The sequence below is a fragment of the Aminobacter aganoensis genome, from assembly GCF_014206975.1.
In the GTDB taxonomy this organism is placed as follows: Bacteria; Pseudomonadota; Alphaproteobacteria; order Rhizobiales; family Rhizobiaceae; genus Aminobacter; species Aminobacter aganoensis.
Genome location: NZ_JACHOU010000002.1, coordinates 603,690 through 625,246 on the forward strand (window position 1 = coordinate 603,690; position 21,557 = coordinate 625,246).

Consider the following 21,557-nt stretch of genomic DNA (forward strand, 5'->3'; position numbering starts at 1 on the left):
GCTCGTGACCCTGAACAGCGTTCCGCTCGCCGAACTCGCCCCGGCCAAGATCAATCTCGCGCTGCACGTCACCGGCCGGCGCGCCGACGGCTACCATCTGCTCGAGACACTCGTCGTGTTCGCCGAATTCGGCGACCGCATCACGGTTGCGGCGTCGAGCGAAGACTGCTTCTTCGTCGACGGTCCCTTCGCCGGCGACGTGCCGCGCGATGCCGGCAACCTCGTCCTGCGCGCCCGCGACGCGCTGCGGGCGGCCTATCCCGCCCATGCCGCCCAGCCGGTTTCGATCTCGCTCGAAAAGCACCTGCCTGTCGCGTCCGGCATCGGCGGCGGTTCGAGCGATGCGGCGGCGACGCTGCGCGCGCTGTCCCGGCTCTGGCGCCTCCCGGCCGACGCCGCCGCACTGGCGCGCCTCGCCCTGCCGCTCGGCGCCGACCTGCCGATGTGCCTCGCCGGGCACCCTCTCCTTGCCCGCGGCATCGGCGAAAAGCTCGATCCGGTCCGGCATTTTCCGGCCCTGCCGATGGTGCTGGTCAATCCCGGCATCGCCGTGGAGACGCCAAAAGTGTTCCGCGCGCTGGCCTCGCGCGACAATGCCCCGCTTGCGCCGCTCGACAGTGCCGACACCGTGCTCGACTGGCTCGCCACGAGCCGCAACGACCTCGAGCAGGCAGCGATGTCGATCGAACCGTCGATCGCCGAGGTCCTGGCCGCGCTTCGCAGTTCAGGTGCCGCCTTCGCCCGCATGTCGGGCTCCGGCGCCACCTGCTTCGGCATCTTCGACAGCGCAGCAGCCGCTACGCGTGCGGCAGCGGCGATCTCGAACGCGCATCCCGGCTGGTTCAGCACCGCCACCGTGACGCGGACCTAGGAGCCCAGGAATGGCAAGCGAGCCCCGCCCCTTCGTGCCTGTCCGCATCGCGGTGCTCACCGTCTCCGACACACGCACGCTGGCCGACGACAAGTCGGGCCAGACGTTGGCCGACCGCATCACTGAAACCGGCCACGTGCTCAAGGCACGCGACATCGTCACTGACGACAAGGACAAGATCCGCGAGCGCGTCACCGCCTGGTCGCTCGACCCCGAGATCGACGTCATCATCACCACCGGCGGCACCGGCTTCACCGGCCGCGACGTCACGCCCGACGCGCTGGAGCCTATCTTCGAAAAGCGCATGGACGGCTTCTCGGAGGTGTTCCACCGCATCTCCTACGACAAGATCGGGACGTCGACGATCCAGTCGCGCGCCACCGGCGGCGTGCTCAACGCCACCTTCGTCTTCGTGCTGCCGGGGTCGCCCGGCGCCTGCCGCGACGCCTGGGACGGCATCCTCAAGGCGCAGCTCGACTACCGCCACATGCCATGCAACTTCGTGGAAATCATGCCGCGGCTCGACGAACATCTCAGGCGCGGCGGCACCAAGACAGCCTGACGCTACCGCTGGGCGACGACGATCTCGGCGTCGAGCGTCTTCATCGCCAGCCCGCGGGCGATGCCTTCGGCATCGGCGCCGTTGCGCGCCTGCACCATCGCCTGCTTCCTGGTGATGATCAGCGCCTGCTCCAGTGCCCGGGGCCGTGATGTCACCCGCGCCCAGAACGGTCGGTTGCTTGCCCTCGACCGGGTGAAGCGGGCAGCCATGGACAGCCGGCTCATGTGGCGCACCGCGTCCTCGGTCCAGCCTTCGGCCAGGCGGGCGCCGGGTTCGACCAGCAGCAGCCAGTCACTCTTGGCCTGCGCGATGCCGGCCTTGATGCCGCCGCTGGCGACATAGCCGCAGCCGGCATGCTCGGCGACATAGTGCGTCTGGTCGGTCGAGCCGAGATCGCAGACGATCACCTCGCGCACCACGCCCTCGACGGCAGCACCGACCAGCGAGGCCAGCGTGCGCGCCAGCCCCTCCTCGTCGTCCCTGGTTTCGATCAGAACGCTCAACATCCCTAGCCGCATATCCGAAAGCCGGGCCCAGCGCCAGTTTTGCCGCCGCATAGACAAAGTTCTTGCTTTGTTCTCATTCGCCGAATAGGAATAGTTTCATGCTGGACGAATCGACGGACGGCGCTTTTCCCTCCGGGAGACAGTGAAATGGAACCCATTGCGTGTGCCGATATTGCTGCCTTCAAGGGCGGCGGAGCCGGGATGGCCAATGCCATGGTCGAGGAAAGCGGCCTGCGCATCAACCATGAACGCAGGCGCGGCCGTGGCGCAGGCGTCAATCCGTCAGGGCGCTACGAGCCGGTCAGCCGCCATGTCTTCGACGACGGCTGGAGCACCATCGAAGAGCTGCCGCCGTTCAAGACTGAAGTACAGGTCGAAAAGCCGCGCACCATCATCACCCGCAACGAGTCGCCGGACATCTCCTTCGACCGCTCGATCAACCCCTATCGCGGCTGCGAACATGGCTGCGTCTACTGCTTCGCCCGGCCGACCCACAGCTACATGGGCCTGTCGGCCGGGCTCGACTTCGAGTCCAGGCTGTTTGCCAAGCCCGACGCGGCGCGGCTGCTCGACCGAGAGCTGTCGAAGGACGGCTACCAGCCGCGCACCATCGCCATCGGCACAAACACCGACCCCTACCAGCCGATCGAAAAGAACTGGCGCATCATGCGCGAGGTGCTCGAGGTGCTGGAGGCGCGCAACCACCCGGTCGGCATCGTCACCAAGTCGGCGATGATCGTCAGGGACATCGACATCCTCGGCCGCATGGCCGAGAAGGGTCTGGCCAAGGTGGCGCTGTCGGTGACGACGCTCGACCGCCTGCTGGCGCGCACCATGGAGCCGCGCGCCGCGACCCCGACCAAGCGGCTCGAGGCGATCCGGCAACTCTCAGATGCCGGCATCCCGGTCTCGGTGATGGTGGCGCCGATCATTCCCGGGCTCACCGACCAGGAAATCGAGCGCATCCTCGATTCGGCGAAGGCCGCCGGTGCGACCAGCGCCGGCTACGTCATCCTGCGCCTGCCGCTCGAAGTCAGCCCGATCTTCAAGGACTGGCTGCTGCGCCATTACCCCGACAGCTATCGCCACGTGCTGTCGCTGATCCGTTCGATGCGCGACGGCAAGGACTACGATTCCGAGTGGGGCAAGCGCATGAAGGGCAAGGGCCCCTATGCCTGGCAGATCGGCCGCCGTTTCGAGATCGCCGCCCAGCGCCTCGGCCTCAACTCGGTGCGGACGCCGCTGCGCACCGATCTGTTCGAGGCTGCCCCCAAGGACCAGCAGCAACTGATGCTGCTCTGACCACGGCGCGGGCAGGCCATGCCCGCTGCATGAGATCCCGTCCGGCCCCTCCCCGTGGCCAGTCGACGGTGCCTTCCCGGGCCGCCGCCCCAATCGGCCGGGAAGGTCTTGCGGATAATCGGAGCCGATGCGAGCATCGCCGCACTATGGCTCGCCCGCGTTCCGATTCTCCGCCCCTCTTCGAGTTCATCGACAAGCCCGACTTCGCCTTCGAAACGAAAGCGATCTCGGGAGGGTTGTGGCCATGCGCCGGTCTCGACGAGGCCGGACGCGGACCGCTCGCCGGCCCGGTCGTGGCCGCAGCCGTCGTGCTCGATCCCGACAACATCCCCGCTGGCCTCGACGATTCCAAGCGGCTGACCGCTGCCCAGCGCGAGGCATTGTTCGATGACGTCCTGGCCAAGGCGCTGGGCGTCGCCGTTGCTTCCGTCTCGGCCGACAGCATCGACCGCAGCGACATCCGCAAGGCAAGCCTGGAAGCGATGCGCCGCGCGCTGGCGGGCCTGCCGATGACCGCGAAATCGGCCCTTGCCGACGGCCGCGACGTGCCGCCCGGTCTCGCCTGCACCTGCAAGGCGTTGGTCAAGGGCGACCAGCGTTCGCAATCCATCGCAGCCGCCTCGATCGTCGCCAAGGTGACGCGCGACCGGATGATGTCGGCCTGCGGCTCAAACGACAATCGCTACGGCTTCGAGGTGCATATGGGCTATGCCACCGCCCGCCACCGCGCAGCGATCGTCGAGCATGGCGCTGCGGTGCGCATCCATCGCGTGTCCTTCGCGCCGTTCCGGGACTGACCGCACCCGCACGACACTTCGAGGCTCGCCCGCTCGACCTACCCAGATGCTTCGATCTCCCAAGGCACGTCCCGAAAACAAAAAAGCCGCCGGAAATTCCAGCGGCTTTCTGCATTCTTTTCGGCGTGCTCGACTTAGTTGAGCTTGGCCTTCAGTTCCTGAACCGAACCCTTGAACAGCTCGGCATTGGTCTTCGCGTCAGCCTTGCCGGCCAGAACCTGGCGGGCCGCTTCGACCGCGAGGTCGACTGCATTGGCGCGGACTTCGTTGATCGCCTCGCGCTCCGCCTGGCCGATCTTCTGCTCGGCAAGCGCGGTCCGGCGCGCAACGTATTCCTCGGTCTTCTTGTGCGCTTCTTCAGCAAGAATGCCTGCTTCACGCTTCGCCGATTCGACGATCTCGGAGGCTTCCTTCTCGGCTTCCTTGCGCTTGCGCTGATACTCGGCGAGCAGCTGCTGGGCTTCTTCGCGCAGCTTGCGTGCATCTTCGAGCTCGGCGCGAATGCGGTCGGCGCGGTCGTCGAGCGACTTCGACAGCATGCCCGGCACCTTCAGGTACAGGACAACCCCGACAAAAATAACGAGAGCGACTGTGGCCCAGAATGTTGCGTCCATGGCCTCTCTCCTACTTGCCCGCTGCCTTGACGGCAGCGGCGATGTCGGCCTTGTCGACCTTGCCCGCACCCAGAGCCTGGACGATCGCAGCTGCGGTGTCCTCGGCGATGGAGCCCACTTCCTTCATGGCGTTGGCCTTGATGGTGGCAATGCGGGTCTCGGCAGCGCTGAGCTTCTGGTCAAGCCCGGCTTCGACTTCCTTGCGCTTGGCTTCGGCTTCCGCCTTGGCTGCGTCGCGTGCGTCCTGGCCGATGGCGTTTGCCCTGGCTTTCGCCTCGGCAAGCTCCTGCTCGTATGCGGCCACGGCCGCATCCGCCTCGGACTTCATCCGGGCGGCCTGGTCGAGATCCCCGGCGATGCGATCGCGACGCACCTCGAGGATACCGCCGACACGCGGCAGCACGACGTTCTTCAGGAAAAGATAGAACAGGCCGAAAGTGATCGCGAGCCACAAGAGCTGCGACGGATAGGTCGACGAATCGAAAGGCGGAAACAATCCACCGCCGCCGCCATGCTCCGCACCCGTTTCCGTGTGCGCTGCAGTACCGGCATCGGTTTGAGCTTCCCCAGCCGCAGGCGCGACTTCCTCGGCATAACCCGGCGTGACAAACATCTCTTTCCCCTGTCATCTACCGGCCGCAACTTGCGGCCGGTCAACTCGCCTGCGCGGCTCTTATGCGAAGAGGAGCAGCAGAGCGATGAGGAGCGAGAAGATGCCGAGAGCTTCGGTCACGGCGAAGCCGAAAATCAGGCGGCCGAACTGGCCGTCAGCTGCCGACGGGTTGCGCAGGGCGCCCGAGAGGTAGCTGCCGAAAATGGTGCCCAGGCCGATGCCCGCGCCACCCATGCCGAGGGTCGCGATGCCTGCGCCGATTGCCTTTGCTGCGTCTACTTCCATTGTCCAACTCCTTGTGGATCGAAACTCAGTTGCGATTTCCCGACCGGCGGCGAGCCGCCGACGATTCTTGCTCAGTGGCCCGGATGCAGGGCGTCGTTGAGATACATGCAGGTCAGAACCGCAAACACGTAGGCCTGCAGGAATGCGACCAGGACTTCCAGGCCGGTGATCGCGACCGTCATGAACAGCGGCAGGATCGAACCGACGACACCGACAGCGCCGAATGCGCTGAGCGAGGTGACGAACCCGGCAAAAACCTTGAGGGTGATGTGGCCGGCCAGCATGTTGGCGAACAGACGAACCGACAGGCTGATCGGACGCGACAGGAACGAGATCACTTCGATCAGCACCACCAACGGCACCAGGATGCCCGGCACGCCCTGCGGCACGAAGAGCTTCAGGAAGCCGAAACCGTGCTTCATGAAGCCGTAGACAATGACGGTACCGATGACCAGCAGTGCCAGCGCGAAGGTGACGATGAGATGGCTGGTGACGGTGAAGAAATAAGGAAACAGGCCGATCAGGTTGGCGACGAGCACGAACATGAACAGCGAAAAGACGAGCGGAAAGAACCGCATGCCCTGCGAACCCGCGGCGTCTCTTAGCATCGAGGCGACAAATTCGTAGGACATCTCCGAAACCGACTGCATGCGGCTCGGCACGAGGCCGCGGCTCGACGTCGTCAGGAACAGGAAGGCGCCCGCGGCGATCACGGTGGCGACCATGAAGGCGGCCGAATTGGTGAAGGAGAAGTCGAGGCCGCCGATCTCGATCGGAATCAATTTCGAGATCTGAAACTGATGAATTGGATCGTTGGCCACGTGGCCCCCCTTCGCCTAAATTGCGCCTTGCAGCGCCACTATTTCTTTTCCGGTCCGTCCGACGGCTTGCCAGACGACCTGACACCCGCCTCGGTAACCATTCCTGCCGAACGCAGGACATTGAGCACACCGGCGCCGAAGCCGAGCAGCAGAAACACGATCAGCCCCCAGGGCGACGTACCTGCCATCCGATCGATGATCCAGCCGAGGCCTACACCCACCGCGATCCCGGCGATGAACTCGCTGGACAGCTTGAGCGCCTGGCCGTAGCCGGTCACACCACTCGACCCTGTACTCTTTTCCCCCTCGCGCTCGGCCTGGCGTCTTGTCGCAAGAGTTGCTTCAAGCTGTTGCCGGCGGCGCTCGAGTTCATCGTCGCGAATGTCGTTTTCAGCTCGATTTTCAGGCCGGTCGTTTCCAGTGTCGCCTGGCCCTGATGGCTTGGCCATTGCAAACTCCCGCCCGGTCCGAGCGTATCCGTTCGTCCGCTTCAAAGTCGCCGGCAACATAGTTAGAGGGCCCCGGCCCGTCAAGCCACGGGGGCGCCCATCTAACTAAGTATTTTATATAAGAAAATCATGAGGTTGGCGAAGTGCGACATCCTGCCCGCTGCTCCGTCCGGCGATCAGCGGCCGAATCCCGCGCCAATCGTCCCGCCGGCCCGACTCCACGAGCCAGGCATGAGCGCGTCAGCTCCAGCCGCCGCCATAGGTGCGATAGAAGATGTGCAGGCCGATCTTGGTCATCTTCTTCATGCCGCGGGCCCAGCCCGGATTGACGTAGTTGGCGTAGTAATGGGTCGACGAACCGACCTCCGGGATGAAGATCTTGCCGGCGGTGACCGCCATGGCGACATCCTGAGCCGTCTTGTAGTGCGACGGGCTGGTGACGCGGTCCTTGATGCCGTCGCAGGCGAACGAAAACTGGCAGCGGTTGAACCAGCCGTCATTCTGGTAGACGACGCCGCAGATGCTGCCGGGATAGGCAGGGTTGCGGACGCGGTTGAGGATGACCTGGGCGACGGCCGCCTGGCCGCGCACCGATTCGCCGCGCGCCTCGAAGTAGATGCCGTTGGCGAGGCAGGCCTGCTCGGCCTTGGAGAAGACGCTGGCCGGCAGCGGGTTCTGCAGCCACGCATGATCGCCCTTGCCCATCGGCGGGATGAAGCGGCCGCTCGCCTCGTCCTCGTCGCGCAGCAGCGCTTCGAAGGGCGAAGCCTTGGCATAGTCGGGCTCGGCCGGGGCGTAGGCGGTGGCGAGGATGTCCGGCTTGTCGTTGTTGACCAGCGACGCCAGCATCGGCGGCACGCCGGAGGCCCTGCTCTTCGTTTCCTTGGCGTGGAAGGCGGCGGCGATCTCGACTTCCTTGCCCCGGATGTCGGGCTTGGCGAAGGTCATCTTGAGACTGCTGTCGAGCGCCGGGCGCAGCAACGAGCTGGTGCGCTCGAATACCGAACCGGCGATGAAATTCCTCGGCGGCGCGACCGGCGAGACATTGATGATGCGGCCCTTCTTGTCGACGCGGACGATGCGGTCCTCGTCGGGAAGATCGGATGCGCCGAATTTCTTGCCGCGGAACGAGACGGTGCCGACGCCGGCGATCTTGACGCCCGAGCCCGAGATCGGGCCGGTGACGATACCGTCGACGAAGGGCATTTCGGCGGCATGGACCGAGCCGGCGGCAGCTTTCTCGACGTAGGAGCTCCAGCGCGCCTTTGGACCTTCGAGGCCGGAGACAAGGCTGGTCATGTCCTGGTAGGCGGCGACGGTGGGAAAGCCGAGCCAGATTCCGAGCCCGAGGATGGCGGGCGCCAGGAACGAACGTCTTCCCTCGCGGGCAGCAGCAATTCCCTCGCGGGCAGCAGCAAACCGCCGCTTCACAACTCGTCGATGCACGGAAACTCTCCAGGACGCAACACACCCTACTGGAGATGAAAATGATGCATTAACCTTGATGGAGCGTTAACGGGCGCAACGGTGCCGCCATGCAAGAAGGGCCCGCGATGCGAGCCCTTCGATGCTTCACTTCTTCTTTTTGGCGCGCCCGGCGAACGGGTTGTCCGAGGTGCGCAGCGCCATGCGGATCGGCACGCCGGGCATGTCGAAGGCGTCGCGCAAATTGTTGACGAGATAGCGCACATAAGACTGCGGCATCGCATCGGGGCGCGAGCAGGAGACGACGAAGCCGGGCGGCCTGGTCTTTGCCTGGGTGATGTACTTGACCTTGAGGCGGCGGCCGGCGACGGCGGGCGGCGGATGATGGGCCAGGATGCCTTCGAGCCAGCGGTTGAGCTTTCCGGTCGAGATGCGGCTGTTCCAGACGCGGTGCGTCTTCATGACCGCGTCCATCAGCTTGTCGAGCCCGCGACCGGTTTCGGCCGACATCGGCACCGCCTGCAGGCCACGCGCCTGCGGCAGCAGCCGCTCGGTCTTCTCGCGCAGTTCGGCGAGCGCTTCCTGCGGGTTGTCGATCAGGTCCCACTTGTTGAAGGCGATGACGGGTGCCCTGCCCTCGCGGATGATCAGGTCGGCGATCTGCAGGTCCTGCTTCTCGAACGGGATCGTCGCATCGAGCACGATGATGACGATCTCGGCGAAGCGGATGGCGCGCAGGCCGTCCTGCACCGAGAGCTTTTCGAGCTTTTCCTGGACCTTGGCCTTGCGGCGCATGCCGGCGGTGTCGAACAGCTTGATGCCGCGACCGCGCCAATCCCAGTCGACCGAGATCGAATCGCGGGTGATGCCGGCTTCCGGTCCGGTCAGCAGGCGCTCTTCGCCGATCAGCGCATTGATCAGCGTCGACTTGCCGGCATTGGGCCGGCCGACGACGGCGATGCGCAGCGGCTTGGTCTCGTCGTAGGCGTGCTCGTCCTCGGCGTCGGGATCGGCGATGTCCTCGCCGATCAGCACGTCGCTTTCGGCGATGTCGTCGGCATCGTCCTCGCCGTCGGCAAAGACGCGTTCCTTGCCAAGCGCCTCGACGACGGCGTCGCGCAGGTCGGGCATGCCGAGGCCATGCTCGGCCGAAATCTGCACCGGTTCGCCGATGCCGAGTTCCCATGCCTCGAGCGCGCCGCCCTGGGCGCCGCGCGCCTCGGACTTATTGGCGACGAGCACCACCGGCTTGCCGGAGCGGCGCACGATCTCGACGAAGGTACGGTCGTCAGGGGTCAGGCCGGCCTTGGCGTCGACCATGAAGAAGATGAGATCGGCCTCGTGGATGGCGATCTCGGTCTGAGCCCGCATGCGGCCCTGCAAGGTCGCCGCACCGGCGTCCTCGAAACCAGCGGTGTCGATGACGTCGAAGACGAGATCGTAAAGCTTGGCCGGATGGACGCGGCGGTCGCGCGTCACGCCTGGCGTGTCGTCGACAAGGGCGATCTTCTTTCCCACCAGGCGGTTGAAAAGAGTGGATTTGCCGACGTTGGGCCGGCCGATTATCGCAATCTTGAAAGCCATCGGGCCCGCATCACGACGCGTTGCCGGAACCGCGGATCAGTTCGGCCAGGAGGTTGGAGCGCTGACGCGCGTTGCGCGGGGCGCCTTCATCGGAAGCGATCTGCTCGAACAGCTTGAGCGCGTCGGCGAGCTTGCCTTCCTTCCAGGCGGAGAGGCCGAGAGCCTCGCGGGCGGAATGGCGCAGCGGATTGGTGTCGTTGGTCAGCGCCTCGACGCGGGCCGAGACGTCGGCGTAGGAGCCGTGGTCGACCAGCAGCATGGCGGCGCGCAGGCGGGCGATGTCGCAGATGACGGCAGGGATCGAGCTGTCAGCGGCGACTTCGTCGAAGCCGGCGATGGCAGCCTTGAAGTCGCCCTTGTCGGCCTGGACGGTGGCGGCACGCATGCTGGCCAGCAGCGGATAGGCGCCGTAGCCATCCTTTTCGAGCACTTCGAAGGCGGCGAGCGCCTCGTCGGCCTTGCCGGAGTTGGCGAGCGTCAGCGCCTGCGAGAACTGGTCGCCGGAGCGGTTGGCCTCGGTCTCGACCCAATATTCCCAGGCGACGAAAAGGCCCGTGCCGATCACGACCAGGATGGCAAGCACGATGGCCAAGGGGCCAAAACGGTCCCACAGGGCCTTCGCCTGCTCCTGGCGAATTTCCTCGTTTACCTCACGAAAGAAACTGTCGTCCGACATGCTATCCAACCACCTTTGCCCCCTCGGGGCCGTTTGAGCCTGCGTTTTAGCGGAATTTCGCCGCCATGGAAGGGGGCGGGGTGGAAATTCGGTGAAAGGCAAGAACCTGCCTTGCCACGCCCCGTTTCCGGTCTGGCCATTGTCATCCTTCGACAAGCTCATCCTTCGACAAGCTCATCCTTCGACAAGCTCATCCTTCGACAAGCTCAGGATGAGGAAAGCTCGGGAAGCGGGGCGCGAGGCCGTGCCTTCCGATAGTTTAGTAATGGCGCGACGTCCGCGCCCCGCCGGCGATTTCTGTTCCCGTCCGTTCCGCTTCCGGGGCAAGGGCATTTTCGCCCGCGCCCCCACTAGCGCATCGTCCAGCGCACCCGGGCCGTAGTGCCCGAAGGGGAACCCTTGGACGGAACCTCCCCGGACCGCGAGCCACGTTAGCCCACGAGCGGAGGCGCCGGTTCCTCCCCACATGCCACCGTCGCGACCGGCGTTCCCGCGGGAGAAACTGGCATGGATTGTAAGGGAGGTCTGGAGGGCGTGGAGAAACAGGGCCGGCTATCCACGCGGCATGGTGACAGATGGTGACACGTGGAAGGCGGAGGCAGTGCCTTGTGAAGCAAACTTCTGGCCTCTCATTCCTTCGCCCCCCCCCTGCCGGCGTTCGATGCTCGAAAAGCCAAGCAGTTGGTTTTTCGTCCGCTGCGCGGACTGCATCTCACCCCACAGGCAAGAGGGGGGTGCGAAGGAATGAGGCGATGAAGATCAGGAGCCGCAGGACCCAACAACAATCACCGACCGTGGAGAAACATTCCACGCCGGGCCAACTGCACCCAGCACCACGCTACATGCCGCATTCCACCGCGAACGCATCCATGCCACATTTCGGCCGTACCCGCCTTTTGTCGCCAAGCCCCCGAAATCGCATCGAAGTTCGCCATGTCCAAAGCGTTCCGCCTCAGTGTCCTGTTGTCCGCATCACTGATGGCGCTGCCGGCGGCGGCCGGCCCTGCGCCCAAGGTCGACGAGGTCAAGGAACCGCAAGTGGTGCTGATCTCGTTCGACGGCGCGCACGATGTCGCCCAGTGGCAGCGCAGCCGCAACCTCGCCGCCCGCACCGGCGCGCGCTTCACCTATTTCCTGTCCTGCGTGTTCCTGCTGTCGCGCGAGACGCGCGGCGAATACCGGGCGCCGGGAAAATCGGCAGGCAGGTCGAATGTCGGCTTCGCCATGGACAAGCAGGAAGTGGCCGACAGGCTTGGCCAGATCAATCTCGCCGCAGCCGAAGGCAACGAAATAGCCAGCCACGGCTGCGGCCATTTCGACGGCGGCAAGTGGAGCAAGGCCGAGTGGACCAAGGAGTTCGACGCCTTCTCGACCATCATGCGCGATGCCTACAAGATCAACGGCATTGTGCCCGAGCCGGCTGGCTGGGCCGGCATCGCCGCCTCGGTGAAGGGCTTCCGGGCGCCATATCTGTCCGACAGCAAGGGCCTGACGGCGGCGCTGCACGACAAGGGTTTTGCCTACAATGCCAGCGGCGTGTCGCGCGGGCCGGAAGAACCCCGGCTCGACGGCAGCATGATGGAGTTTGCGCTGCCGCTCATTCCGGAGGGCCCTTCGGAGCGGCGCATCATCGCGATGGACTACAATCTGTACGTCCGCCACTCCGGCGGCGTGGACAAGCCCGAAGAAGCGGCGACATACGAAAACCGCGCCTATGGCGCGTTCCGGCAGGCCTTCGACACGCAATATGCGGGCGGCCGCATCCCGCTGCAGATCGGCTTCCACTTCACGCTGATGAACGACGGGGCCTATTGGCGCGCGCTGGAACGCTTCGCCAGCGAGGTGTGCGTGAAATCGGACGTCGAATGCATCAGCTATGCCGACTTCGTGGCGCGGCGCAACGACGCCCCGGTGCAGACCGGGGGGTGAAGCGAGGCTTTTCTTCAAACGGGACGGTGACGCCCCCTCCCCCTTGTGGGGAGGGATAGAGGGTGGGGGTACTGCCAACGCTTCCGCTGGCCATCATCCAAAAATCATGAGGGTAGGAGAACTTCACCCCACCCCTTACCCCTCCCCACAAGGGGGAGGCAGCACGGACGTTGCGCCAGACCAATCACGCCACCGGCTGGTCTTTAGGCTTCAAGCCAGCCTTTTCGCGATCGAGATAGCGCTGGTCGATGTCGGGCAGCGCCTCGCCCACGAGCGTCGCCTCGAAGGCGCGCAGGCGCTTGTAGACCGACAGCAACTCGACGATGGTCGACCAGGAATTGACCAGGAACTGGAACGAGCTGGTGACCTGGGAGAAGGCGTAGCTGATCTGGTTCATCAGGCCGAGCGTCAGCTTTCCGGCCGCAATGGACGGCACCATGACGACCAGCGAGAAGATGTTGTTGGCCTGAAGGTAGGTGTAGCGGACGACGTTGAAATAGACGTAGTGGAAATAGAGCCGGAAGTAGTTGCGGCGGACGTTGGCGAACAATTCGGTGACGGTTGCCGGCTGGGCGCGGTCCTCGTGATCCTCGCCATAGACGAGTTCCTTGCGGTAGGCGGCCTCGACGCGCTGGTTGCGGAACTGCAGACCCGGCAGCTTGTAGCCGGCAAGAACCAGGCTGACCGTGCCGAAGATCGACCAGGCGATGGCTGCGACCAGAAGCGGCTGCTTGACTTCACCCAGCAGCGGCAGGTGCGTGATGTGGGTCGACAGTTGGATGAGCACCGGCGTGAAGGCAATCAGCGTCATGATCGAGTCGATGAAGTTGACACCCAGGCCCTCCATGATCTGGGCAAAGCGCATGGTGTCTTCCTGCACGCGCTGGGAGGCACCCTCGATGTGGCGCAGGCGCGACCAGTGTTCCATGTAGTAGCCGTTCATCGCCATGCGCCAGCGGAAGATCCAGTGGCTGACGAAGAAGGCGTTGACGACGGCGATGTTCATGCCCAGCAAGGCCAGGCCGGCAAAGCTCGCGACCTCCCAATAGAGCTGCTCGTCGGTCGCCGTGGTGGCCTTGGACAGGACATTCTGGATGAGGTCGTAGAACGGGCCGTACCAGTTGTTGACGGCGACGCTGACCTGGACCTGGAAATAGACGACGAACAGAATGAGCGCCGTGCCGAGGACCGACCAGCGCTGCCAGGGATGCGGCGAGAACCAGGCCCAAAAGGCGTAGAAGATCATCACGCCGACGAAGAAATAGATGTAGAACCACAGGAAGGGCGGCGACCAGAACACCGACACGCCGATGATCTTGGGGGCGTCGGCAGCCGCCGGCGGCATACCGAAGACGGCCCCCAATTGTTCGCCTCCGAAGAACCAAGCCAGGACAAGGACGAGGCTCCAGACGGCAGCCGAGGAGAAAAACAGCTTCGGCTGCGGGAAGAAGGATACGAACACGCTTCAGGGTTCCTTTCGGCGTTCTGCGGCCCATGCAAAAGAGGCATATGCAATTTGCCGCATGAAGTCATACTTCGCGCCTGATGGGAATCCCCGCGGGCGCATCGACATTGCAATGCGCGCCGGATCGTGGCGATTTTCGGCCCCCGACCATTACAGTTTGGCAATGCAAGCACGGAACCCGCGATGAACCAGCCAGCCCTTGCCGCAGCCGGGCTCTATGCCGCGCTCAATGCCCTGATCCTGCTGTGGCTGACGATGGCGACCGCGCTGGTGCGGCGCAGGCACATGGTGGCGATCGGCGACGGCGGGGTGGAGCATCTGCGCAGGACCATGCGTGGCCATGCCAACGCCGCCGAGAACATGCCGGTGATGCTGATCCTGCTCGGCCTTGCCGCAGTACTCGGCGCGCCGGCGCTGGCGATCCATGTGCTGGGCGCGGCCTTCACCTTCGGCCGGGCGGTGCATGCCTGGCACTTCACGCATGAGACGGCGGCGCAATGGCAGCGCGCCACCGGCTTCGGGCTGAGCGTGATGACGATCGCTGCCGCGGCACTCGGCGTGTTCGGCCATGCGCTCACGCTCATCTAGGCGCGGCAGGCGCCCTCGCCCGGAACCGGCAGGGCCCGCCTGAAGCCACGACCGAGCGGCAGGTCGCCGAGCTCGCGTGCATCCATGCGCTCTATGTCGGGATGGGACAGCGGATCGCGCAGCCAGGCGAGAAAGCGTTCGCTGTCGCTGCCTTGGTTGTCGTGCCGGCCTTGCAGCAGGGTGGTGAGGCTTGAGAAAATCTTCATCTGACTTCTCCCGAAGCGTTGGTCCTTTCACTCAAATTCGGCTATAAACGCTGTTCCTACAATCAAGAACTTGGCCGACGGAGTTTAGAAAATCTCAAGTCAGGCGCTCAATCGCGTGCATCTCAACCGCGTGCATCTCAACGGGCTCCGCGCGGTGGAGAGCGTGGCGCGCTGCGGCTCGCTGGTCAAGGCGGCAGAGGAGCTGGGCGTCTCGGCCAGTGCGGTGAGCCAGCAGATCGGCCGCACCGAGGCGCAGCTGGGTCGCGCGATCTTCCAGCGCACCGGGACGGGGCTGGCGCCGACGGCGTTCGGCGCCAAGTTCTGCGCCAGGCTGACGAGCGGCTTCCAGGAGCTGGGGCGCGCGGTGGCGCTGGCCGACGAGGCGAGTTCGAAGATGCTGGTGGTGTCGGTGGCGCCGGCCTTCGCCTCGCGCTTCCTGGTGCAGCGGCTCAGCCGCTTCAACCAGCGTTTTCCCGAGCTGAAGCTGAGGATCGACGCCTCGACCGGGCTTGTCGATCTCGACCATTCCGACGTCGACCTGGCGATCCGCATGGGCGACGGCAAGTGGCCGGGGGTGCGGGCGGAGCTTTTGCTGGCGCAGGAGGTGTTTCCCGTCTGCGCGCCGGCGCTGGCGGCCAGGCTGAAGCGGCCGGCCGACATCGCGCAGCTGCCGGTCATCGCCGACGAAAGCACCATGATCAGCTGGGAGCGCTGGTTCGAGGCGGCGGGGCTTGCGCCCTACCCGGTGCTGCCGGCGGGCCCTGCCTTCACCGACCCGATCCTCGGCATCGATGCGGCGATCGCCGGCCAGGGCGTGGCGCTGGCCTGGCAGTTGCTGTCGGCCGACGCCTTGGCCGACGGGCGGCTGGTGGCGCCGTTCGGCATCACGGTGGCGAGCGGGCTCGGCTACTACCTGGTGACGTCGGCGGCCGAGCGGCCGCAGCGCAAGGTCAGGGAGTTTTCAGGCTGGCTGGCCGAGGAGGTCGCCGCGACGATGGCGCGGTTCGGATGTCAGCCCGAAAAGGCAGCGTCGTAGATTTCGGGCTTGAAGCCAACGATGCGGCGGCTGCCGAGATCGAGCATCGGGCGCTTGATCATCGAGGGCTGGGCCAGCATCAGCGCGACGGCCTTGCCGGCGTCGACGTTCTGCCTGTCGGCGTCGGGCAATTTCTTGAAGGTGGTGCCGGCGCGGTTGAGCACGGTCTCCCAGCCGAACTCGCCGACCCATTTTTCCAGGGTTGCGCGGTCGATGCCGGCTGCCTTGTAGTCGTGGAAGTCGTAGGCGACGCCGTGGCCCTCGAGCCAGGTCCGGGCCTTCTTGATCGTGTCGCAGTTCTTGATGCCGTACATTTTGATGGGCAAGGTCGGGTTGATGGGCAAGGTCGGGCCTCCGCGTCTGGCGGCCGGGCGGCATTGCCGACTCGACCGTTTCGGTTGCGGCTAGCTTGTACATCGAGGCCGCTTTGGCAAGCGCGCGGCGGCGCCGGTGCCGGTGCTGTACGCCTTGCAAAACGCCTCGGGATTAATTACATAGGAAGCTAATCATTTTCATACTAATAAAAAAGGGGATCGAGATGAGCGACGAAGCCTTGAAGGCGGCATTTTTCGACGAACTGCTGAAGGTCAACCGCAAGATGCGGACGATGTTCGACGCCCGGGTCAAGAAGCGCGGGCTGACGCTGGCGCGCGCCCGGCTGATGATGCAGATCGCCGAGTGCGAAGGCAAGACGCAGGCCGAGCTGGCTGAGCAGATGCACATCGAGCAGCCGTCGCTGGTCGGCCTGATCGACGGACTGGAAAAGAAGGGGCTGGTGGTGCGCTGCACCACCGACGATGACCGGCGCGCAAAACGCATCTTCCTGACGCCCACCGCCCGGCGCGAGACCGACGGCATGCGGGCCTTCGTCGCCGAGCTGCGCAACCGGGTGCTGGCCGGCGTCGACGACGCCGACATCGAGAGCGCCACCCGCGTGCTGAGCGTGCTCAGCCGCAACATCGGCGAGGCCGCCTGCGAATAGGGATGGCCGAGATGCAGCAGGCACCGGACACCGGCGAAGGCCGTGGTAAGAGGGCTGAGCCCGGGCAAGCCGATACGGCGACCCGGAGTGAGGTGCCTGTCGCGCCGCAGCCTGCTGCGCCGGCGCCAGCACCCCCGGCCTTCGTGCCCAAGCCGATGCCGATGGCCGCGGCCTATGTCTGCGCCTCGGTGGTGCTGGCGCTGACGCAGGGGCTGGGCATGAACCTGGTCGCCGCCAACGTGCCGCAGATCCAGGGTTCGATCGGCGCGACGGCGACGGAGACGACGTGGCTGGTCGCCGCCTACATGGCGCCGAACGTCTCGCTGGCGCTGGCGCTGATCAAGATCAGGACGCAATACGGCCTGCGCAACTTCGCCGAGCTGAGCATCCTCGGCTTCGTCGTCGCCTGCGTGCTCAACCTGTTCATCTCCGACCTGCAGTCGGCGCTGGCGGTGCGCTTCATGAGCGGCATCGCGGCCGCACCGATGTCGACACTCGCCTTCCTCTACATGCTGGAATCGTTTTCGCCGGAAAAGAAGCTGAATGTCGGCCTGCCGCTGGCGCTGACCAGCATCGCGCTGGGATCGCCGGTGGCGCGGCTGATCTCGCCCGCCCTGTTCGACATCGGCGGCTTCCATGCCGTGACCATGTTCGAGCTCGGCATGGCGATGGTCGCCTTCGCGCTGGTCTACGCCTTGCCGCTGGCGCCGCAGCCGCGCGCCAGGGTGATCGGGAAGCTCGACGTGATCAGCTACCTGCTGATCGCCACAGGCTTCGGGGCAACCGCCATCGTGCTGGTGCTAGGGCGGCTCTACTGGTGGCTGGAAGCGCCGTGGATCGGCGTGCTGCTGGCGCTGGCCGTGGCCTGCATCACCATTGCCGCCGTCATCGAGCTCAACCGCGAGAACCCGCTTCTCGACATTCGCTGGCTGGCGAGCCCGCCGATCCTGCATTTCACCGGCGTGCTGCTGATGTTTCGCCTGGTGCTGTCCGAGCAGACGCTGGGCGCCTCCAGCCTGTTCCAGGCGCTCGGCCTCAGCAACGAACAGACGCGCTCGGTCTATGGGGTGATCCTGGTCGCCTCGATCGCCGGCGGGCTGACCTGTGCTGCGCTGATGAAGCACGGCAAGGAGGAGCGCATCCACATCGCGGCGCTGATCCTGATCGCCATCGGTGCGTACATGGATAGCCGCGCCACCAACCTGACGCGGCCGGAGCAGGTGTTCTACAGCCAGGCATTGATCGCCTTTGCCGGGGCGCTGATCCTGCCGCCGGCGATGAAGAGCGGGCTAATGTCGGCGCTCAAGAAGGGGCCGAACTACATCCTCAGCTTCATCATCGTGTTCCTGACCACCCAGAGCCTGGGCGGCCTGCTGGGCTCGGCGGTGTTCACCACCTTCGTCACCAGCCGCGAGCAGTTCCACCACAACATGCTGGTGGAAGACATCGCGCTGACCGACCCGCTGGTGGCGCAGCGCGTGGCCCAGCTCGGCGGCGCCTATTCGCGCGTCATCACCGACAAGGCATTGCTGAACGCCGAGGGGCTGCAGTTGCTGTCGCAGCAGGCGACGCGCGAGGCCTATGTGCTGGCCTACAACGACGCCTTCCTGCTGATCACGGCGATCGCGCTGGTGTCGCTGGTCCTGCTTCTCGCCCATATCGCCATCGTGGCCCTCCGCAACCGGACCGCCGCGCCCCAAGTTCCAGCCACTACGTGAACCGCCATGCTATCCAAGAGCCTCCATCTCCTGCGTTCCGCCAGCACCATCCTGGCCATCGTCCTCGGCATCGCCGGGCTGACGCTGATCCTCTATGTCTGGCAACTGCCGCCGTTCAGGAGTTCGGTCGAGGTCACCGAAAACGCCTATGTGCGCGGCCAGCCGACCATACTGGCGCCGCAACTGTCGGGGACTGTCGCCGAAGTCGCGGTGCAGGATTTCCAGAAGGTCGAGGCCGGGCAGCTGCTGGTGCGGATCGACGACCGCATCTTCGTCCAGAAGCTGGAACAGGCGCGGGCGACACTGGCATCGCAGCAGGCCGCACTGGCGAATTCCGAGCAGCAGCGGCATTCGGCCGAGGCGCGCGTCAAGTCTGCGGAGGCGCAGGTCGCGTCGGCCAAGGTCGCCTATGACAATGCCCGGGCAAGCTGGGGCCGGATCGAGCCGCTGCTGGCGCGCGGCGTGTCGACGCTGAGCGAAGCCGACAAGTCGCGCACCGCACTCGAACAGGCGCGCGCCGCCCACAGCCAGGCGGAAGCCGCACTCGAGGTGACGCGGCAAGACCTGCAAGCGACGATCGTCAGCCGCGCAGCACTGGAAGCAGCGGTCTCGGGCGCGGAAGCAACCGTGCATCTCGCCGAGATCGACCTCAAGAACACACGCATCGTGGCGCCCGAGGACGGGCGGCTCGGCGAGGTCGGCGCGCGGCTCGGACAATATGTGGCGCCGGGCACGCAGCTGGTGGCGCTGGTGCCCGAGCGGATCTGGGTGGTCGCCAATTTCAAGGAGACCCAGCTTGCCGGCATGAAGGCCGGCCAGCCGGTGACATTCACCGTCGATGCGCTGGGACACACCCGGCTCGACGGCCATGTCGAGCGCTTTGCCCCGGCGACGGGATCGGAATTCAGCGTGCTACGGCCCGACAACGCCACCGGCAACTTCACCAAGGTGGCGCAACGCCTGCCGGTGCGCATCAGCATCGAGCCGGGCCAGACGATGGCCGACAGGCTGGCGCCCGGCATGTCGGTGGTGGTCAGCATCGACACGGCGGCGCAGCAACTGGTCGAGACGGCAGCACACTAGACTAGGGATGCCGATACCGGAACTTGGCTTCGTGCTTGCGCACGAAGTCGCGTATCGTTACGGGCTTGCGCCCGGTGATGTTCTCGAAATTGTCGAACACCTCATCCGCCCCGGGAATCTCCTTGCGCCCATGCATGACGAAGTGCTCGTAGATGCTGCGCATATAGGCCGGTTCGAGGCCGTTGGTTATCGATTCCAGCACCTCTTCCGGCGGTCGCGGCACGTAACGAAAAGGTTGCCCGAGTTCCTCCGTCAGGATGCCGGCAATGTCGGCATGGGTTTTCGCATCGTAGCCGAGGCGATAGACTTGGCCGTTGTGCCTGTCGGGACGAGCCAGGCACTCGACGGCGACTGCCGCGACGTCTTCGCAGTCGACCCAGCTAAGACGGGCATCGGCGAAATGCGATGACAAGACACCATTGCTGGCGGCGCGGTCGCCCTGATAGCCGATGAGATTCTGCATGAAGGCTTCCGGGCGCAGATGCGTGAAGGAGAAACCAGCCCATTCGATGTATCGCTCGACGAACTGGTGCCAGCCCCAATGCGGAACCCTGGTGTCGTCAGGGCCGCAAGCACCCAGATGGACGACATGCTTGACGCCTGCTTTCCTGGCATCGTCGATGAAGGATTTGCTCTGGCGCAGCATGTCGATGGTGTATCCGGTCATCAGGAACGCAACGTCTACGCCCTGCAATGCCGGCAGCAAGGTTTCCGGGCGGTCATAGTCCATCTCAACGACAGGCAAGCCGAAATGGGCAGCTTTCTCCGGTGAGCGAACGGCCAGAACCACATCCAGATCGGTGCGCGCCGCCAAAAGACGGACGATCGCTCCACCGACTTGGCCGGTGGCGCCGGTCACGAGGACAACTGGTTTCCGGGGCTGATGTGCCATTTGTATGCTTTCGTTTGACTGCGACCGTTTCGCCGCTGAAATCGGCGGACGCGGAGACTAAAAACTGGCCCGGCGAAAACAATCCAGAATCAGATCACCAATCCTGCGGGAATCCTTTGGCCACAGGACCTGGAATTCTTCCGCTTTGCTTCGAATCGCGACAGCGCTCCACCTTCTTGTCTTGACGCAATCCCAGGAAAACCGCTGCACACTTTTCCTTGAATTGCCCTGGGATCAGCCGGCCGTTCATCCGTGCGGCATTCGCTCGAATTTCTGCAAAGACGCATCCACCGTATCCCACGCATGGCCGCGGATGGTGTATGTGACCGCCTGCGGATTGAACTGGCCCGGGTCGTCCAGGCTGGCCGCGTGGATCGCGATCACATCCGGCATTGCGACGAATGTCAGGTAGACCGGCGTTCCGCAGGTCGGGCAGAAGGCGTGGATCTTTTCGGCGCCGCTGTCGGCTGCGACCCGCCAGGTTCTCGCTTCGCCCGTTATCCTGACATCGGCCTTGCCGGCGAAACTCAGATATGAACCATGCCCGGTGCCGCTTCGTTTCTGGCAATCGCGGCATTGGCAGTGGTTTTCGAAGACGGGCTGGCTGCCCGTTTCATAGCGGATCGCGCCGCAGGCACATCCGCCGGCATAGAGCCTGGTCATCGGCAATCTCCTTTCAGGCTGGCCTCAGGCCGCTTTCGGCTTGGCGAAAATGTCGAGGGCTCGGCCGGTTTCGAGGAAGGACTTCAGGCTGGAGAGCACGATCGGCCAGCCCTTGCTGATGCCGTTCGCCATGCCGCTGCCGGCTTCGAGCTCGTCATGAATGACGGTCAGCCGAACCATGCTCTCATATTCCTCGATCTCGAACGTCACCCGGCTGTGGCTAGCCGGATCGGCGGCCTGCGAGGCGTTTGCCCAACTGATGACGAGACGGGACGGCGGCGAGATTTCGATGACCTTGCCGACGAGCTCGACGGTGCGCTCGTCATTGGCGCGGACATGCTCCCACTTCGAACCGGGGCTCCAGTCCGAGACGTTCTCATGGCCCCAATAACGCCTTGCGACGTCGGGCCTGGTGACGGCTTCGAACACCTTTTGCGGCGTCGAGAGAATGTAGGTCACGTAGACAAAGCTGGTCTTTTCCGTGGTCATC

25 protein-coding genes are annotated in these 21,557 nt (G+C 64.9%); 10 read left to right on the forward strand and 15 right to left on the reverse strand.

From position 1 onward, the window contains the following. Nucleotides 1–4 precede the first annotated feature (4 nt). Together GGR00_RS07015 and moaB are read left to right on the forward strand one after the other, a co-directional pair. Nucleotides 5–871, forward strand: coding sequence for a 4-(cytidine 5'-diphospho)-2-C-methyl-D-erythritol kinase (locus GGR00_RS07015; protein WP_055978235.1), 867 nt, complete (start codon nt 5–7; stop codon nt 869–871). A 10-nt stretch (nt 872–881) separates the two neighbouring features. Continuing rightward, complete coding sequence (gene moaB / locus GGR00_RS07020; protein WP_055978233.1) at nt 882–1,433, forward strand: molybdenum cofactor biosynthesis protein B; 552 nt, start codon at nt 882–884, stop codon at nt 1,431–1,433. 2 nt (nt 1,434–1,435) lie between these two features. Here the strand turns inward: moaB and GGR00_RS07025 are convergent, their stop codons facing one another. Further along, nucleotides 1,436–1,939, reverse strand: coding sequence for a glycosyltransferase family 2 protein (locus GGR00_RS07025; RefSeq protein ID WP_184698766.1), 504 nt, complete (start codon nt 1,937–1,939; stop codon nt 1,436–1,438). 147 nt (nt 1,940–2,086) lie between these two features. Here GGR00_RS07025 and GGR00_RS07030 point away from each other — a divergent pair, with 147 nt between their 5' ends. Both GGR00_RS07030 and GGR00_RS07035 read left to right on the forward strand, forming a co-directional pair. Next, nucleotides 2,087–3,241 (forward strand): PA0069 family radical SAM protein, encoded by a 1,155-nt coding sequence (locus tag GGR00_RS07030; RefSeq protein ID WP_184698768.1) that lies wholly within the window; start codon nt 2,087–2,089, stop codon nt 3,239–3,241. Nucleotides 3,242–3,387: 146 nt separating this feature from the next. Beyond that, nucleotides 3,388–4,038, forward strand: a complete 651-nt coding sequence (locus GGR00_RS07035; protein WP_055978227.1) for a ribonuclease HII — start codon at nt 3,388–3,390, stop codon at nt 4,036–4,038. Nucleotides 4,039–4,172: 134 nt separating this feature from the next. Here the strand turns inward: GGR00_RS07035 and GGR00_RS07040 are convergent, their stop codons facing one another. The 8 genes from GGR00_RS07040 to GGR00_RS07075 all read right to left on the reverse strand — a co-directional run bounded on the left by GGR00_RS07040 (nt 4,173) and on the right by GGR00_RS07075 (nt 10,505). Beyond that, on the reverse strand, nt 4,173–4,652 hold the full coding sequence (locus GGR00_RS07040) for a F0F1 ATP synthase subunit B (protein WP_184698770.1): 480 nt from the start codon (nt 4,650–4,652) through the stop codon (nt 4,173–4,175). Between the two features lie 10 nt (nt 4,653–4,662). Beyond that, the gene (locus GGR00_RS07045) at nt 4,663–5,265 is read right to left on the reverse strand and encodes a F0F1 ATP synthase subunit B (RefSeq protein WP_055978223.1); all 603 of its coding nucleotides are present in this window, start codon (nt 5,263–5,265) and stop codon (nt 4,663–4,665) included. Nucleotides 5,266–5,325: 60 nt separating this feature from the next. Further along, a complete protein-coding gene (locus GGR00_RS07050; RefSeq protein ID WP_055978221.1) occupies nt 5,326–5,550 on the reverse strand; it encodes a F0F1 ATP synthase subunit C in 225 nt (74 codons plus the stop codon). A 71-nt stretch (nt 5,551–5,621) separates the two neighbouring features. After that, nucleotides 5,622–6,371: a F0F1 ATP synthase subunit A gene (locus tag GGR00_RS07055; protein ID WP_184698772.1), complete on the reverse strand. Its 750-nt coding sequence runs from the start codon at nt 6,369–6,371 to the stop codon at nt 5,622–5,624. A 38-nt stretch (nt 6,372–6,409) separates the two neighbouring features. Continuing rightward, nucleotides 6,410–6,820, reverse strand: coding sequence for an AtpZ/AtpI family protein (locus tag GGR00_RS07060; protein WP_055978444.1), 411 nt, complete (start codon nt 6,818–6,820; stop codon nt 6,410–6,412). 240 nt (nt 6,821–7,060) lie between these two features. Further along, on the reverse strand, nt 7,061–8,266 hold the full coding sequence (locus GGR00_RS07065) for a cell wall hydrolase (protein WP_184698774.1): 1,206 nt from the start codon (nt 8,264–8,266) through the stop codon (nt 7,061–7,063). A gap of 126 nt (nt 8,267–8,392) precedes the next feature. Further along, entirely contained in the window at nt 8,393–9,829 is a 1,437-nt protein-coding gene (gene der / locus GGR00_RS07070; RefSeq protein WP_184698776.1) for a ribosome biogenesis GTPase Der, read from the reverse strand. Nucleotides 9,830–9,839: 10 nt separating this feature from the next. Next, nucleotides 9,840–10,505 carry a tetratricopeptide repeat protein gene (locus GGR00_RS07075; protein ID WP_184698778.1) on the reverse strand — a complete coding sequence of 222 codons (666 nt, stop codon included), beginning with the start codon at nt 10,503–10,505 and terminating at the stop codon, nt 9,840–9,842. A 933-nt stretch (nt 10,506–11,438) separates the two neighbouring features. On the opposite strand from GGR00_RS07075, the gene GGR00_RS07080 reads away from it, so the two are divergent. Beyond that, a complete protein-coding gene (locus tag GGR00_RS07080; protein WP_184698780.1) occupies nt 11,439–12,434 on the forward strand; it encodes a polysaccharide deacetylase family protein in 996 nt (331 codons plus the stop codon). Nucleotides 12,435–12,618: 184 nt separating this feature from the next. On the opposite strand, the gene sbmA is transcribed toward GGR00_RS07080, so the two are convergent. Then, nucleotides 12,619–13,896, reverse strand: coding sequence for a peptide antibiotic transporter SbmA (gene sbmA, locus GGR00_RS07085; protein ID WP_055978210.1), 1,278 nt, complete (start codon nt 13,894–13,896; stop codon nt 12,619–12,621). A 186-nt stretch (nt 13,897–14,082) separates the two neighbouring features. Between sbmA and GGR00_RS07090 the strand changes: the two genes are divergently transcribed. After that, nucleotides 14,083–14,487, forward strand: a complete 405-nt coding sequence (locus GGR00_RS07090) for an MAPEG family protein (RefSeq protein ID WP_184698781.1) — start codon at nt 14,083–14,085, stop codon at nt 14,485–14,487. Here the strand turns inward: GGR00_RS07090 and GGR00_RS07095 are convergent. Then, a complete protein-coding gene (locus GGR00_RS07095) occupies nt 14,484–14,693 on the reverse strand; it encodes a hypothetical protein (RefSeq protein WP_055978207.1) in 210 nt (69 codons plus the stop codon). The two genes, GGR00_RS07090 and GGR00_RS07095, sit on opposite strands and share 4 nt — an antisense overlap. Nucleotides 14,694–14,808: 115 nt before the next feature. On the opposite strand from GGR00_RS07095, the gene GGR00_RS07100 reads away from it, so the two are divergent. Then, nucleotides 14,809–15,729, forward strand: a complete 921-nt coding sequence (locus GGR00_RS07100) for a LysR substrate-binding domain-containing protein (protein WP_343065526.1) — start codon at nt 14,809–14,811, stop codon at nt 15,727–15,729. On the opposite strand, the gene GGR00_RS07105 is transcribed toward GGR00_RS07100, so the two are convergent. Next, the gene (locus GGR00_RS07105) at nt 15,705–16,055 is read right to left on the reverse strand and encodes an ArsC family reductase (protein WP_210314975.1); all 351 of its coding nucleotides are present in this window, start codon (nt 16,053–16,055) and stop codon (nt 15,705–15,707) included. The two genes, GGR00_RS07100 and GGR00_RS07105, sit on opposite strands and share 25 nt — an antisense overlap. Before the next feature lie 212 nt (nt 16,056–16,267). Between GGR00_RS07105 and GGR00_RS07110 the strand changes: the two genes are divergently transcribed. The 3 genes from GGR00_RS07110 (at nt 16,268) to GGR00_RS07120 (ending at nt 19,512) form a co-directional block, all read left to right on the forward strand. Further along, nucleotides 16,268–16,711: a MarR family winged helix-turn-helix transcriptional regulator gene (locus GGR00_RS07110; RefSeq protein WP_055978203.1), complete on the forward strand. Its 444-nt coding sequence runs from the start codon at nt 16,268–16,270 to the stop codon at nt 16,709–16,711. A gap of 155 nt (nt 16,712–16,866) precedes the next feature. After that, a complete protein-coding gene (locus GGR00_RS07115) occupies nt 16,867–18,429 on the forward strand; it encodes an MFS transporter (protein ID WP_055978442.1) in 1,563 nt (520 codons plus the stop codon). 6 nt (nt 18,430–18,435) lie between these two features. Continuing rightward, nucleotides 18,436–19,512 (forward strand): HlyD family secretion protein, encoded by a 1,077-nt coding sequence (locus GGR00_RS07120; RefSeq protein ID WP_184698785.1) that lies wholly within the window; start codon nt 18,436–18,438, stop codon nt 19,510–19,512. 1 nt (nt 19,513) lies between these two features. Here the strand turns inward: GGR00_RS07120 and GGR00_RS07125 are convergent, their stop codons facing one another. The 3 genes from GGR00_RS07125 to GGR00_RS07135 form a co-directional block, all read right to left on the reverse strand. Beyond that, nucleotides 19,514–20,404 (reverse strand): SDR family oxidoreductase, encoded by an 891-nt coding sequence (locus GGR00_RS07125; RefSeq protein ID WP_184698787.1) that lies wholly within the window; start codon nt 20,402–20,404, stop codon nt 19,514–19,516. Between the two features lie 246 nt (nt 20,405–20,650). Beyond that, the gene (locus tag GGR00_RS07130; protein ID WP_184698789.1) at nt 20,651–21,067 is read right to left on the reverse strand and encodes a GFA family protein; all 417 of its coding nucleotides are present in this window, start codon (nt 21,065–21,067) and stop codon (nt 20,651–20,653) included. A 24-nt stretch (nt 21,068–21,091) separates the two neighbouring features. Further along, nucleotides 21,092–21,556, reverse strand: coding sequence for an SRPBCC family protein (locus tag GGR00_RS07135; RefSeq protein WP_184698791.1), 465 nt, complete (start codon nt 21,554–21,556; stop codon nt 21,092–21,094). Between the last annotated feature and the right edge of the window lies 1 nt (nt 21,557).

What these genes read in the sequence shown, in the direction of transcription:
- GGR00_RS07120 (WP_184698785.1), top strand. Translation starts at nt 18,436, where the DNA reads ATGCTATCCAAGAGCCTCCATCTCCTGCGTTCCGCCAGCACCATCCTG.
- GGR00_RS07090 (WP_184698781.1), top strand. Translation starts at nt 14,083, where the DNA reads ATGAACCAGCCAGCCCTTGCCGCAGCCGGGCTCTATGCCGCGCTCAAT.
- GGR00_RS07075 (WP_184698778.1), bottom strand. Translation starts at nt 10,505, where the DNA reads ATGTCGGACGACAGTTTCTTTCGTGAGGTAAACGAGGAAATTCGCCAG.
- GGR00_RS07115 (WP_055978442.1), top strand. Translation starts at nt 16,867, where the DNA reads ATGCCGATGGCCGCGGCCTATGTCTGCGCCTCGGTGGTGCTGGCGCTG.
- GGR00_RS07135 (WP_184698791.1), bottom strand. Translation starts at nt 21,556, where the DNA reads ATGACCACGGAAAAGACCAGCTTTGTCTACGTGACCTACATTCTCTCG.
- GGR00_RS07060 (WP_055978444.1), bottom strand. Translation starts at nt 6,820, where the DNA reads ATGGCCAAGCCATCAGGGCCAGGCGACACTGGAAACGACCGGCCTGAA.
- GGR00_RS07080 (WP_184698780.1), top strand. Translation starts at nt 11,439, where the DNA reads ATGTCCAAAGCGTTCCGCCTCAGTGTCCTGTTGTCCGCATCACTGATG.
- GGR00_RS07050 (WP_055978221.1), bottom strand. Translation starts at nt 5,550, where the DNA reads ATGGAAGTAGACGCAGCAAAGGCAATCGGCGCAGGCATCGCGACCCTC.
- GGR00_RS07095 (WP_055978207.1), bottom strand. Translation starts at nt 14,693, where the DNA reads ATGAAGATTTTCTCAAGCCTCACCACCCTGCTGCAAGGCCGGCACGAC.
- moaB (WP_055978233.1), top strand. Translation starts at nt 882, where the DNA reads ATGGCAAGCGAGCCCCGCCCCTTCGTGCCTGTCCGCATCGCGGTGCTC.
- GGR00_RS07030 (WP_184698768.1), top strand. Translation starts at nt 2,087, where the DNA reads ATGGAACCCATTGCGTGTGCCGATATTGCTGCCTTCAAGGGCGGCGGA.
- GGR00_RS07040 (WP_184698770.1), bottom strand. Translation starts at nt 4,652, where the DNA reads ATGGACGCAACATTCTGGGCCACAGTCGCTCTCGTTATTTTTGTCGGG.
- GGR00_RS07045 (WP_055978223.1), bottom strand. Translation starts at nt 5,265, where the DNA reads ATGTTTGTCACGCCGGGTTATGCCGAGGAAGTCGCGCCTGCGGCTGGG.
- GGR00_RS07130 (WP_184698789.1), bottom strand. Translation starts at nt 21,067, where the DNA reads ATGACCAGGCTCTATGCCGGCGGATGTGCCTGCGGCGCGATCCGCTAT.
- GGR00_RS07110 (WP_055978203.1), top strand. Translation starts at nt 16,268, where the DNA reads ATGAGCGACGAAGCCTTGAAGGCGGCATTTTTCGACGAACTGCTGAAG.
- GGR00_RS07125 (WP_184698787.1), bottom strand. Translation starts at nt 20,404, where the DNA reads ATGGCACATCAGCCCCGGAAACCAGTTGTCCTCGTGACCGGCGCCACC.
- GGR00_RS07035 (WP_055978227.1), top strand. Translation starts at nt 3,388, where the DNA reads ATGGCTCGCCCGCGTTCCGATTCTCCGCCCCTCTTCGAGTTCATCGAC.
- GGR00_RS07025 (WP_184698766.1), bottom strand. Translation starts at nt 1,939, where the DNA reads ATGTTGAGCGTTCTGATCGAAACCAGGGACGACGAGGAGGGGCTGGCG.
- der (WP_184698776.1), bottom strand. Translation starts at nt 9,829, where the DNA reads ATGGCTTTCAAGATTGCGATAATCGGCCGGCCCAACGTCGGCAAATCC.